General features: G+C 69.8%; 14 protein-coding genes. 5 read left to right on the plus strand and 9 right to left on the minus strand.

The annotated features are described in order from the left end of the window. Positions 1-6: 6 nt before the first annotated feature. The 5 genes from ABRP18_RS14500 to ABRP18_RS14520 form a co-directional block, all read right to left on the minus strand. Positions 7-1,416, minus strand: coding sequence for a DUF6716 putative glycosyltransferase (locus ABRP18_RS14500; protein ID WP_179515818.1), 1,410 nt, complete (start codon positions 1,414-1,416; stop codon positions 7-9). Continuing rightward, complete coding sequence (locus ABRP18_RS14505; protein ID WP_349884885.1) at positions 1,413-2,285, minus strand: N-acetylneuraminate synthase family protein; 873 nt, start codon at positions 2,283-2,285, stop codon at positions 1,413-1,415. The genes ABRP18_RS14500 and ABRP18_RS14505 overlap by 4 nt, the downstream gene beginning before the upstream one ends. A gap of 93 nt (positions 2,286-2,378) precedes the next feature. Then, positions 2,379-3,650 (minus strand): cytidylyltransferase domain-containing protein, encoded by a 1,272-nt coding sequence (locus tag ABRP18_RS14510; protein WP_374168946.1) that lies wholly within the window; start codon positions 3,648-3,650, stop codon positions 2,379-2,381. Beyond that, the gene (locus ABRP18_RS14515) at positions 3,581-4,930 is read right to left on the minus strand and encodes a polysialyltransferase family glycosyltransferase (protein WP_349884887.1); all 1,350 of its coding nucleotides are present in this window, start codon (positions 4,928-4,930) and stop codon (positions 3,581-3,583) included. Before ABRP18_RS14515 ends, ABRP18_RS14510 begins: the two co-directional genes overlap by 70 nt. Beyond that, positions 4,927-5,907: a glycosyltransferase family 2 protein gene (locus ABRP18_RS14520; RefSeq protein ID WP_349884888.1), complete on the minus strand. Its 981-nt coding sequence runs from the start codon at positions 5,905-5,907 to the stop codon at positions 4,927-4,929. Before ABRP18_RS14520 ends, ABRP18_RS14515 begins: the two co-directional genes overlap by 4 nt. 417 nt (positions 5,908-6,324) lie before the next feature. Between ABRP18_RS14520 and ABRP18_RS14525 the strand changes: the two genes are divergently transcribed. Next, positions 6,325-7,242: a hypothetical protein gene (locus ABRP18_RS14525; protein WP_349884889.1), complete on the plus strand. Its 918-nt coding sequence runs from the start codon at positions 6,325-6,327 to the stop codon at positions 7,240-7,242. 9 nt (positions 7,243-7,251) lie between these two features. Next, complete coding sequence (locus tag ABRP18_RS14530) at positions 7,252-7,557, plus strand: DUF4229 domain-containing protein (RefSeq protein WP_349884890.1); 306 nt, start codon at positions 7,252-7,254, stop codon at positions 7,555-7,557. Positions 7,558-7,606: 49 nt separating this feature from the next. Here ABRP18_RS14530 and ABRP18_RS14535 read toward each other — a convergent pair whose 3' ends face one another. Genes ABRP18_RS14535 through ABRP18_RS14545 form a run of 3 tightly spaced genes read right to left on the minus strand, consistent with a single transcriptional unit; the run spans position 7,607 to position 9,299 of the window. Continuing rightward, the gene (locus ABRP18_RS14535; RefSeq protein ID WP_349884891.1) at positions 7,607-8,581 is read right to left on the minus strand and encodes a 1,4-dihydroxy-2-naphthoate polyprenyltransferase; all 975 of its coding nucleotides are present in this window, start codon (positions 8,579-8,581) and stop codon (positions 7,607-7,609) included. 51 nt (positions 8,582-8,632) lie between these two features. Beyond that, a complete protein-coding gene (locus ABRP18_RS14540; RefSeq protein ID WP_046747770.1) occupies positions 8,633-8,923 on the minus strand; it encodes a DUF4287 domain-containing protein in 291 nt (96 codons plus the stop codon). Between the two features lie 13 nt (positions 8,924-8,936). Continuing rightward, positions 8,937-9,299 carry a cupin domain-containing protein gene (locus ABRP18_RS14545; RefSeq protein ID WP_349884892.1) on the minus strand — a complete coding sequence of 121 codons (363 nt, stop codon included), beginning with the start codon at positions 9,297-9,299 and terminating at the stop codon, positions 8,937-8,939. Between the two features lie 45 nt (positions 9,300-9,344). Between ABRP18_RS14545 and ABRP18_RS14550 the strand changes: the two genes are divergently transcribed. Both ABRP18_RS14550 and ABRP18_RS14555 read left to right on the plus strand, forming a co-directional pair. Beyond that, on the plus strand, positions 9,345-9,941 hold the full coding sequence (locus ABRP18_RS14550) for a hypothetical protein (protein ID WP_349884893.1): 597 nt from the start codon (positions 9,345-9,347) through the stop codon (positions 9,939-9,941). A gap of 12 nt (positions 9,942-9,953) precedes the next feature. After that, positions 9,954-10,370: a helix-turn-helix transcriptional regulator gene (locus ABRP18_RS14555; protein WP_349884894.1), complete on the plus strand. Its 417-nt coding sequence runs from the start codon at positions 9,954-9,956 to the stop codon at positions 10,368-10,370. Positions 10,371-10,385: 15 nt separating this feature from the next. On the opposite strand, the gene ABRP18_RS14560 is transcribed toward ABRP18_RS14555, so the two are convergent. Further along, a complete protein-coding gene (locus ABRP18_RS14560) occupies positions 10,386-10,844 on the minus strand; it encodes an Lrp/AsnC family transcriptional regulator (RefSeq protein ID WP_046747768.1) in 459 nt (152 codons plus the stop codon). A gap of 72 nt (positions 10,845-10,916) precedes the next feature. Here ABRP18_RS14560 and ABRP18_RS14565 point away from each other — a divergent pair, with 72 nt between their 5' ends. Beyond that, a complete protein-coding gene (locus tag ABRP18_RS14565; protein WP_349884895.1) occupies positions 10,917-12,356 on the plus strand; it encodes a DUF6421 family protein in 1,440 nt (479 codons plus the stop codon). Positions 12,357-12,415 lie beyond the last annotated feature (59 nt).

Below are 12,415 nucleotides of genomic sequence, written 5' to 3' on the forward strand. Positions count from 1 at the left end.
GAAGACTCAGCGCCGGAGGGAGTCGTCGAACGGGTTCGGCTCGAGCGTGTAGTCGGTCGAGGCGTCCGACCAGGTCCCGCCATCCGCGGGTGTCCTGCGCCGTCGAAGCACACCGAGCGCTCGCGTCGCCGGGGCGCCCACCGCGAGCGCCACCGAGCCCCGCACCGTGCGATCTTCGACCCCGAGCACGCTCGCCCGGTGCCAGGCCTCGTGCAGGGAACCGCCTCGGGCCGCAGGCACCCGCCGTGAGGGCAGGGCCCCGGAGCGTCGCAGCGCCACGAGCTGCTCGACCCGCTCCCACCACGTCGACTCGCCGTCGGGATGGAAGTAGTTGTCGCGCAGCCAGTCGGGGTGCGGGTGCCGGAAGCGCCCCGCCACGACCTCGCTGCGACCGCCGAGCAGCCCACTTCCCACGAACACCGTGTTCAGCAGACTCTTGCTCACACCGAACGCATCCAGGGCGATCACGGGCACACCGAGAGCCGTGGCCTCGATCGCGGCGGTGGAGCTCACCGTGACGAGGCCCGCGGCCGTATCGAGCGCCGTGCTCATCGAGTCGTAGGAGAAGACGAGGTTCTCCGGAAGGCGCGATGGCAGCAACCCCGCGTACGGCTCGCGCTCGAGGTGCGTCTCGGATTCCCCCGGCCGCGACCGCAGCTTCACCACCACCCGGCGGCCCGGCTCGGCCTCGGCCGCGCGCACGAGCATGGCCGCGATCTCGGCGCGCTGGTCTTTCGCGAGGGGGACGAGGGCCTGCGCGGCGAAGACGATGTCCGTGGCCGGCGGCTTGACCGGAGCGGTCCGCGGGGGGCGTTCGGCGACCGCGATACCGCCGCTCAGCGCCCCGAAACCGCTGCCCCACGCCGCCACCGCATCGACGGCGAGTCGTTCCGAGCGCAGCATCCGCTGCCTCCGCCGGGCGAACGGAAGGGTCGCGAGCGCCACCGGCGTCCGCACCCCGATCCGGCGCCCGAGCTCCTCGAAGGCCCGCACCTCGCGGTGGGAGTGCACCACCAGCAGGTCGGTGTGGCGGCGATAGTCGAGCGCCCCGCGCTGGGCGGGGATCGCCATACCGGGCAGCCCCGAGACCGTGACCGGCCGATGCTCCAACGTGTCGATCACGCGCCCCATCAGCCGCACGAACGGTCCACGCCCCGCGAGCAGGACCACGTCCGGGCGCTGTTCGGCCAGCCAGCCCTCCGTCTGCGCGAACCCGATGCGGGTGACGTCATCCGGCCCGAGCGTCGTGCCGGCGAGAGCCGTGCGCTGCTGCTCGGCGCTGGCCGTGAGCGGTGTGCGCACGAGCAGCAGGTGAGGGCGCACACCGGGCACGGAACCGAGAAGGGAGGCGGCCCACTTCACGAACGAGTCGGCGTCCGCGATGGCGACGACGCGGATGCCGCTGGTTACCGTCATGCCGGAACGCGGCGCAGCTTCGCCATCGGCGCCCGCTCGCTGTCGAACACCCGCTTGACCCCGTCGCCGGTCGCGCGCTCGATCACCCGGATGTCGCGCACGAGGTGCTCCAGCCCCGTCGGCTCGAGCGATGCCGCGTGGTCGGACCCCCACATCGTGCGGTCGAGCGTGATGTGCCGCTCGACCGCGACGGCTCCTATGGCCACTGCAGCGAGCGAGATCTGCAGCCCGCGCTCGTGGCCCGAGTAGCCGACGGGCACGCCGGGGTAGCGGTCGCGCAGCGTGGCGATGACCCGCAGGTTCGCCTCCTCGGGCTCCAGCGGGTAGGTCGAGGTCGCGTGCATGAGCACCACGCGGTCGGTGCCGAGGGTCTCCAGCGCACGGTCGATCTGCTCGATAGTCGACATGCCGGTGGAGAGGATCACGGGCTTGCCGGTCCCCCGCAGCGCGATCAGCAGCTCGGTGTCGGTGAGACTGGCCGACGCGACCTTGTGCGCCACGACGTTGAGATCCTCCAGGAACTCGACGCTGGGCACGTCCCAGGGAGAGGCGAACCAGTCCAGACCGCGCATGGTCGCGTAGTCGCCGATCTCGATGTACTCCTCACGACCGAACTCGACCCGCCGGCGGTAGTCGAGGTAGCTCATCACACCCCAGGGCGTCTCGCGGGGGACGTCGCGCATGTGCTCAGGAGTCGAGATCTCCGGAGTCCGCTTCTGGAACTTCACCGCGTCGGCGCCGGCCCGAGCCGCGACGTCGATGAGCTTCTTCGCGATGTCGACGTCGCCGTTGTGATTGAGGCCGATCTCCGCGATGACGTAGGCCGGACGACCGCCGCCGATCACTCGCGAGCCGATGCTGACAGTCATGATTCCTCCGGTGTTCGAGCGTTGGTGCAACCCCTCCCTCCTGACTACGGGCCGAGGATGAACACCGGGAGACCGCCGGGTTACCGGCATAGGTCAGCTCGACAACACCCGTTCGATCAGCTCGCGCACGGCGCCCTCTCCGCCCCGGCGGCGCAGGACGACACGAGCCTCTTCGATCACCAGCGGGTGCGCGTTCGCGACCGCGACCGGCCACCCCACGATCCGCAAGGCCGGCAGGTCGTTGACGTCGTTGCCGAGATACGCGATGTCGGCGAGCGGCACCCCGTTCTCGCGCGACCAGGCGCGCAGTGCGCTCTCCTTGTCGTCGATGCCGTGCAGCACGGGCACCCTGAGCTTGTCTGCACGAGCACGCACCACCGGGTTGACCTCGGTCGACAGGATCAGCAGCGGCACACCGGCCCGACGCAGGAGCGCGACACCCATGCCGTCTTCCCGACTGACCCGCACGCGCTCCCCGCCGTCGGCATCGATGATGGCGGTGTCGTCCGTGTGCACGCCGTCGAAGTCGGTGACCACCGCGCGCACCCGGATGGGCTCAGGCACGTCGTGCAGAGCGGCGAGCGCACGGGCGACACGGAGCTGCTCTGCATCGTCGATCTCGATCGCGGTCCACTCCGGCACGGGGGCGATGCGGATCCTGCCGAAGAAGCGATGTCTGCTCGCCCGGAAGCCGGAAGCCCGGAACACGTAGAACGCCCCGGTCTCGAGGTGGTGGGGCTCGCGATCCTGCCTTCGCGGGCGGTGTGCGGCCTCGTGGTTGATCGCCGCAGCCTCACCGTGTTCGTCCTCCCGCCACAGGAACCCGTACGTCTCATGCGCCGCGAAGACACTGTCGGCACGGTCGGCGCGAACCTCCTCCACGGCGGCGGCGAGCGCATCACTGGGGATGAACGGCGACGTCGCCTGCAGGAACGCCACGACATCGACGCTGTCGCCGCTCGCTTCGAGCGCGTCGAGGGCATGCAGAATCGCGCTCTCCGAGGTCGCGGTGTCTCCCGCGAGCTCCGCGGGGCGGCGGACCACTCTGGCACCCGCGGCAGTCGCCAGCGCGGCGATCTCGTCATCGTCGGTCGAGACCACGACCAGGTCGATGCCCGCGGCACGGGCGGCCGCGCGCACGGCGCGCTCGACCAGCGGCACGCCGCCGACGCGCTGCAGATTCTTGCGCGGCACCTGCTTCGATCCGCCGCGTGCCGGGATGATCGCCACCGTGAGGAGCCTCTGCTCGTCCATCGTCCCTGTCCTCCTCGTCGCCATCGCCATCGCCATCGCCGTCATCGTCCGCGCGCCGCCCGCCAGACGCGCCCCGCACGCCGCCGCGCACCGAGGGCGTGCAGTCGCCACTCCTCGATCCTGCCCACCCCTCCGGCGGGTCGCAGTGCACGACGCACGGCGTTCTCGACCGGCGCGCCGGGTAGCCGTAGCTCGGCGAGCCTTCGTGGCGAGAAGTACCGATCGCGCTCGGCCGGGTCGAGATCGTGCAGCAGCTCCTCGGCCCGCCCACGCAGATGTCCGGCGATCTTCGGCTGCATGGCATAACCGACCGCGTCGATCAGCAGCTGGAGCCGGGCGGGGTCGGCGTAGGGCGAGCCCTCGCGCGTCATGGCGTCCACCAGAGTCACGGGAATCCGGTTGCTGTTCTCGAACGGCTTCAGTGCCGCGAGCACCGCGTCATTGCCGGCCGACCCGATCGCGCGCCCGAAGAGCGTGTGCACGGTCGGCAGCGCAGTGGAGAACCCGGCGACGACGGCCAGGGCATCGATCCGTTCGGCGAGCAGCTCCGCCGCGAGCGGACCGCGATACTCGACGAAGTCGATGCCCTGCTCGCTCGCTCGCGCCCCGACGGCCGCCGTCACGAGAGGCGGCGCGCCCGGATGCGGCTTGAACACGATGCGCCGTGGTCGCCACTGCGCCGCACGGTCGATCAGACGCTTCTGCAGGTCGATCTCCTCGGCCACCGAGACCAGACCGAGCGCCGACAGGTACTGGCCGAGCACGAGCACCGTCGACGGGGAAGCCTCAGGGAGGGAAGACTCCCCTGTGTCCGTCTCCCGCAGGACCGCGGCGAACGACGCCGGCGGCACCGGCACGATCCGCGCACCCGGCGATCCCACGAGCGGCCTGACGCCCGGCACGACATCGGCATGGACGACCCGCTCGATGCGTGCGGCGACGGGATAGGGCACCCGCACCCGCATGGGCGCATAGGTCATCAGCCCGTCCCCGATGATCGTGATCCGCGCCCGGGGGAACAGTGCCATCAACGTCCTGGCGGGTGCCACCTGAGGGCTCTGCACGAACAGTTCCAGATCGCGAGGGTCCACACCCCACGCGCGCGCGAACAGGCGCTCGAGCATCGGGAGATCAGCGGCCTTCGGCTCCCAGGATCGCGGATGCCGCGGCATGAGCATCTCATCCAGCGGCTCCGTGCGGTCGAACCGCGCCCGCAGCGACCCGAGCGCCGCATCATCCGCGATCCCGGTGACGGTCTCGGGCACCGTCGAGGAGATGAAGGGCACAAGGATGCGCTCGCCACGGACCTCGTCGTCGATCAGTCCGGCATCCATCGCGGCCACCGCGGTCGCGAGTCCATAGGCGCTGTGCAGCGCGAAGACCTGCGTCATCCGGCACGACCCGCCTGACGGAGGACGCGTGCGAGGACCCGGCGGCGCGGTCCATCGAGGTGGCTCAGCACGACGGCCAACTCATCGGCCGGGAGTCGACGGAGCGTGCGGAGGATCCCCGCGCGCACTGCGCCGCGCAGCTGAGGGCTCATGCGGCGGGCGCGCACGAGGTGGTGGGAGCTGAGGGCGAGCACCGTCCAGACGGCCTTGGGGAGAAACCGCTCCGCCTCGCGATCCCGTTCGACGAGCGAGATGACCTCGTCCATCGCCCTGGCGAAGTCGAGCTGTCTCCGATCTCGGGTCTGGGTGAGCGATGTGGCCACGCCCCGCCGGTAGAGCAGCGCAGGCGCATCGACCACCGCGAACGACTCGGCCTGCAGATGCAGTCGCCAGATCCACGGTCGGTCCTCTGCGGTGAACAGCCCTTCGGTGAACGCCGCCAGGCCACGGTCGATGAGCCGGCGGTGGAAGAGCCCCGCCCAGGCGTACGGGTAGTCGACCATCGTCGATTCGTGCTCCGGCAGGATGGCGTCTCGCGGAGGAACGACCCGGTCGCGCCACGGATACGGCGCCCGGACGAGGGCGCGCGTCCCACCCCTCACCGTGACGTGGTCGGTGCGTACGAAGTCGCAATCGAGCTCTCGCAGCCGCGACGCGAGCACCTCGAGCCGACGCGGCTGCATCCAGTCATCGCCGTCGAGGAAGCAGAAGGCCTCCCCCTCGACGTGCGGCAGTCCCTGGTTGCGGGCCGTCGCCAACCCGCGCGCGGACTCGTTGCGCAGCACCTCGGCGCGGGGGAACCGCTCCGCGTACCGCCGCATGAGAGCACCCGTGTCGTCGCGCGAGCCGTCGTCGATCGCGACCAGCTTCACGGCTCCGAGATCATCGAACTGCCGAGTGAGCGTCTCGAGCGTCGTCCCGATGTACGCGCCGGCGTCCTTCGCGGGCAGGATGACGGTGACGAGGGGCGTGCGCACAGGACTCCAGAACGGGGACGGTGTGCGGGAATGGTCGCAGGCGGTCCTTGCCGGGCGGCGACGCGGAGGTGAACGACGGGTGTCCGTGCACTCAGGAGGCACTCGGGAGAAAGGCACTCGGGAGAAAGGCACTGAGGTGTGGTCCCGTACCCGAACGGAACCACACCTCCCAGTGCATCGCACTGCCGAACGAGACACGTTCGGGACGCGGTATCGCAGATGCGACACCGCGTGCCACGCGGCCGACTGACCCCCATCAGATGGCCGCGAGACGCTCATGGTCGTCGCGCCACCCCTGATGAGAGGAGAGCGCGACCGGACAGTAACATAATACATGTCAGAACCGCGGCTGCACTCCGTCGCGCGACAACCGTGGTCCGGTTCGCCCCCACCGGCCGTATCGACGACGATGGGGAGATGCTGTGGCCCTTCGGATCGACCTGGCGCCCCGTGCGACAGCGGCGGCGCGACACCGTCGACCTGCGCTGGCTCAGCGCGAGGACCTGGACCCGGCGCTGGTATCCGCAGGGCGTCGACGTCGGCGAATGGCGCGGCCGACGCACCCTTGCCGTGAGCTGGTTCCGCCAGGAGCTGTCAGGAGAGCATCTCGCCTCCCGCGTGACGCTCGTCGACCTCGAGCGCTCGCGTCACCTCGACGTCCTGCTCACGACCGCCGACGACGACGGCGAACTGCACCCGGCGCGGATCCACGCCGGGGGACTCGCGTGGTTCGGGGATCGACTGTTCGCCGCCGCGACGGGCCAGGGCATCTGGGAGTTCGATCTGTCGGACATCCGTACCGTGCGCGGCGCTCTCGCCCAGCGGCTCGCCGGGTCGAACCGCCGCGGCGGACGCAGCACCGCTCTCGTCGCCGTGCGAACCAGGGTGCATCCCATCGCCCTGCGCTGCTCGTACCTCGGGCGGGTGTTCGACGACGACGGCTCCCCGCTCGCACGGGTGCTCATCGGCGAGCATCGCCCGGACGAGAGCGGAAGGATCGGCGAGTTCGCGATCCCCGTCGACCTCGCCGGCGAGTTCACCGAGGTGGACCGCTTCACCCCCGGCATCGCACGGATGCAGGGCGCCGTCCGCTGGGGCCGGCATCACTTCGTGTCGCAGTCCGACCGCATGCACCCCGGCACACTCTGGAGCGGCCGACGCGGGGCTCTCGCTCCGGACGCCGTCCCTCTCCCCGTCGGGTGCGAGGACCTGGCTCTCGACCTCGAGGCCGGACTGCTCTGGTCGCTCGGAGAGCACCCCTGGCGACGGGTGGTGCGTGGCATCCCCTTCGCCAGGCTCGGGATCGGCGACGAGGGCTCCCGACGGCGAACGTAGACTGGAGGGGTGAAGAAGCCCGCGCCTTTCCTCGTCTACACCGTGCTGCGGCTGCTGGCGTTCCTCGTGCCGCTCGCCATCCTCTGGTTCTTCTTCCCGATCTTCCGGGAGTTCTGGTGGCTCGCAGCGATCTTCGCCGCGCTCATCGGCATGAGCATCTCGATGCTGTTCCTCCGCACGCCGCTCACCGACGCGTCTGCCCGCCTGCAGGAGCGCCGCGAGAGCCGTTCATCCGGCGGTCAGGACGACGCGGACGCCGAGGACCAGGCGCTCGACGACTCGAACGATCCCGTCGACGGCGACGCCAAGCCCTGAGGCTCCCGCGAGCCGGATCAGCCCACGGCCGGATCAGCCCACGGCCGGATCAGCCCACGAAGGCCCAGAACAGGGCCCCGGCGTAGAGCAGCGACGTCAATGAGGTGAGCGCGAGAGCGGTCACCAGCTCTTTCGGCTGCCGGTACGACCAGACGATGGCGATGGCCGGCAGACCGGCGAGCAGCGCCAGCAGGGAGATCCACGCGATCGGGAACCCCAGTGCCAGGAATGCGGCGATGCCGAACGGCGCGAGCACGAAGAGCGTGAAGAGCACCTGGGTGGCCCTGCGCCCGATCAGCACCGTGAGGGTGCGCTTGCCCACCTCGCGGTCCTGGTCGATGTCGCGCAGATTGTTGGCGAGCAGCACGGCGCAGGCGAACAGACCTGTCGCGATCGCGCCGAGCCAGGCCTGCTGCGGCAGGGCGAAGATCTGCACCCAGGTGGTGCCGAGCGTGGCGACGAGTCCGAAGAAGACGAAGACGAACACCTCGCCGAAGCCGTAGTACCCGTACGGCCGCTTGCCGCCGGTGTAGAACCACGCGGCGAGGATGCAGGCGGCGCCGACGGCCAGCATCCACCACTGCCCCGTGCGGATCACGATCCCCAGACCCACGAGAGCGGCCAGGGCGAAGAACACCAGGCCGATGATCAGCACGGTGCGCGGCTTCACCCGCCCCGAGGCCGTCAGGCGCGCAGGTCCGACCCTGTGCGCATCGGTGCCGCGGACGCCATCGCTGTAGTCGTTCGTGAAGTTCACACCGATCTGCAGCAGCACCGCGACCGCGAGGCAGGCGAGCGCGATGACCCAGTGGAACTCGGGCCCGGTGCTGCGCGCGGCGCCCGTGCCGATGACGACGGGTGCGATCGCGAGCGGCAGGGTGCGCAGGCGCGCAGCGCCGATCCAGTCCCCCGCCGTCACCGGCCCGGCTTCGACCACCGGACGCTTCGCCGGGTTGCCACTCGTGTGCACCGGCGTGCGCTTCGCGGACGGGTTCTTCTTCTTGCGCTGGGAGGATGCTGCCACGCAGGGAATCCTACTGGCCGACCCGATGCCGGACCTCAGCGGGACGGCGCATCAGGGGTTCGGGTTGGTGTCCTTGCCGTCGAGCCACAGGGTGTCGGACCGGTCGCCGTGGGCGCCGCCCTTGCCCACGTGCTTGTCGCTGATCTGCGGCCCCTTGGTGATCACGTGCACGAGGGCCATCGCGTGGCCCTGTCCCAGTTGGTAGTCCTCCTTGAGCCACGCGACGATCGGCGTCGCCTTGGTCGTCTGGTCGAACCCCTTCTCGGCGGCGAGTTCGATGAACTGCCGCGGGGTGAGGCCGGTCTTGGTCTCGATGTTGTCGAGGTATGCCTGGAAGGACATGGTGCTCCTGTGGTCAGTCCTCGTCGAGGAACGTCTGGATGATGGTGGCGGAGGCGTGGATGCCGATGATCTTGAGCACCCCGTCACCGACGTTGGTGAAGCGGTGTGGCACATAGGCGGGTCCGGTCGCGGTATCGCCTGCTCCGGCGACGAAGGTCTCCTCGCCCACCGTGATCGAGGCGATGCCCTCGATCACGACCCAGGTCTCAGGATAGGGATGCCAGTGCAGACCCGGCCCCTCCCCCGGCTGGTTCTCGACGAAGAAGTAGGACACGGCGGCGCCGTATTCGACCCCGACGAACCTCCGGCTGCGCCCCGTGCCGATGCGGATGTCGTCGGCCGCGACGACGCCGGAGAGAGACGGTGTGCTGTTCATGGCTCCAGTCTCGACAGACCCTTCGCCTGCTCCTAGAGTTTCGATGTGGATCGAAACTCCAGCCCGATCGAGGGCGTCGAGCACCCGGATCATCGTGTCGAGTTCCACCTGAGCCCCGGCGACGTCGAGGCGGTGCGGTTCGGCATCTCCCCCGGGCACGAGCTCGCGCACGCGGTGAGGGTGTTGCGGCGTCCGGCCGCCCATCCGCTGCAATGGGGGTGGCTGCGCGCCGTTCGCGAACAGCTCCCGCGCCGCGACTTCGCACTGCTCTCCACCGTGATCGGCGACGACGGCTACCTGCCCGACTTCCTCACGACCACGCCCCGATGGGATCTGACCCCCGAGGCCGAGCTCGACGAACTGCGCGCGGCACCTCTCGATCCGATGCGCGTCGACTTCGGGAAGATGGTGCAGCGTTCGACCGGCGCCCGCCGACAGGCCCTACGCGAGATGCAGGACCATCCCGAGCGCGCCCGTGACATGATCGCCGACGGGTGGGCCGCCGTATGGGAGGCGGCACTCGCCCCGGTGTGGCCGCAGCTCGAGCGCTTGCTCCGTGCCGACATCGCTGTGCGCGCCCGCACCATCACGACAGCAGGTATCGCAGGCATGGCCGGAGACCTGCACCGCCAGGTGACCTAGGGCGCGGGCGCCGTGCGCGTCTCCCTGCGTCGCCACAGCGAGCAGGTCGACTGCCGCGGAGGCGGACTGGTGCTGGTGCCCTCGGTCATGTCGTCGTGGGGCTGCATGGTGCTCACCGAACCTCCGGCGCAACCCACGCTGTTCTATCCGGCCCGCGGCGTCACCGCAGGCTGGGCCCGAGACGCCGCCGACATCGAGGATGCTCTCGGCGCCCTGCTGGGACCGGCGCGGGCGGCGATCCTGCTCCAGGCCGGCGCCGCCCGCACGACGACGCAAGTCGCGCACGATGCGGGCCTCGCGATATCGACGGCGTCGCATCACCTCTCGGTTCTTCGAGATGCCGGCCTGGTCACCAGCGAACGCGACGGCGCCAGGATGCACCACCTGCGCACCCCGCTGGGCGAGGCCCTGGTGGGTGCCGCGCTCTGACACCCGCCGTACGGGCTACTCCGCGGAGCCCACCGGGATGATCGGCCGGTGCTCGTAGTACGTCTGCAGCACCACCGTCGTGCGGGTGCTGACGTTCGCCGCCAGGCGCACGTCGCGCACGAGCTCTTCGAGTGCGCGCGGCGACGGCACCCGCACGAACAGCATGTAGCTCGCGTCACCGGCGATGGAGTGACAGGCCTCGATGGCATCGAGGTGCTCGAGCAGTTCCGGGGCGTTGTCCGGCTGGGCGGGGTCGAGCGGCGTGATCTCGATGAACGCCGAGAGCGGTGTGCCCACCTGTTCGGGGTCGAGGATCGCGCGGTAGCCGGAGATGACACCCCGCGTCTCCAGCCTGCGCAGGCGCGACTGCACGGCCGACACCGACAGCCCCACGGCGTCGGAGAGCTGCGAGAGCGTGGCACGGCCGTCGCGGGAGATGGCGGTCAGGATCGCGCGGTCGACAGAGTCATCCATAGCTGTAAGATTATCGTCAGGATTCCGTATATGCCGGAATCTTTCCGCCAAACTCTCCGATCGGAGGTCCCGATGTCCCTTCTTTCCGCCAACAGTTCCGCTGTCCAGGCCATCGTCGGCGAACCCGAGGTCGTCGAGGACGCATCGATCGCCGAGCAGTCCGCCGCGTGGGCTCAGCTCAAGGACGCCGCGATCGCGATCCGCGAGATGCAGATCAAAGACGGCTCGATCCCGGATGCCGCGCACCACGCCGCCGCCCGTGAACTCGTCGGTGCGATCACCGCAGCGATCCGCGCCCTCGCCCCCGCCTTCCCGCACGACGCCGAATACCTCGCCGCCTCCATGGTCGACTTCGAGCGCTGGGTCTCGGAAGACTTCGGTGTGCCGGACTTCCTCGACTCGCTCGTGGCCTTCCAGCCGCAGCAGCACCGCGTCGACGGCATCCGCCACCTCGTCGTCTTCCCGATGTACACGCAGAACGGCTCGAGCGACCGCCTGGTCGAGGCGCTGATCGTCGAGACGATCTGGCCGGAGTTCATCGCGGCACTCGAAGCCGGCGACTACGGCAACAAGCTGTTCGTCTCGCTGCGTCTGGTCGATTTCACCCCCGGCTACGACACGAACTCGGCCGTGCTGTTCCCCGAGACCGTCGCGATGCGCGAGATCCCGACCTTCACGTGGGGCGCGATCTTCCAGGACCGCGAGGCGGCCCGCTACCGTCGTGTCACCCGTGCCGCTGCCGAGATCACCAACCTCGACCTGCCGGAGCGCGCGGCCGCGATGCTCGACGACCAGCAGATGACCGAGAAGACCTTCGTCATGTGGGACATCATCCACGACCGCACCCACATGCGCGGCGATCTGCCCTTCGACCCGTTCATGATCAAGCAGCGGATGCCGTTCTTCCTCTACTCGCTGGAGGAGATGCGCTGCGACATGACGGCGTTCCGCGAGTCGGTGAAGATCGAGCGTGCTCTCGCTGCCCGCATCGAAGCCGGCGAAGAGCTCACCGAGATCGAGCAGGAGACGCACGACTACGCGCACCTCGTGCAGTACGCGGTGATCTTCGATCGCATCTTCCGCTTCTCGATCACGGGCACTCGCACGCGCAACTACGACGCGGTCGGCGGACAGCTCCTGTTCGCGTGGCTGCACCAGCGTGGCGTGCTGCACTGGACCGACACCGCTCTCGCGTTCGATTGGGACGCCGTGCCGGATGCCGTGGTGGCTCTGGGAGATGCGATCGACGACCTGTACTGGCACTCGATCGACCGTCCGAAGGTCGCGCACTGGCTCGCCGCATACGAGCTCGTCCGCGGCACGCTCACCCCGCACCCGGCGTCTCAGTGGGCCCGCGGCTTGTCCGACGAGATCCTCGCCGGCGCGCCGAAGGGCTACACCGACGCCGTGATGGACGACGAGTTCCCGCTGTCGATGTTCTTCGAGACCCTCGACAAGAAGATGAAGCCGGTCATCGAGTCGACCGTCGGCATCCGCGGCACGGACGACTGATGACAACGCGCGCACCGCGCGCGTTCCGAGTGTGACGCTGGGGCGCACCGCGCTGCGGC

It is taken from the genome of Microbacterium sp. WHRI 7836 (assembly GCF_040223885.2).
GTDB classification, from domain to species: Bacteria; Actinomycetota; Actinomycetes; order Actinomycetales; family Microbacteriaceae; genus Microbacterium; species Microbacterium oxydans.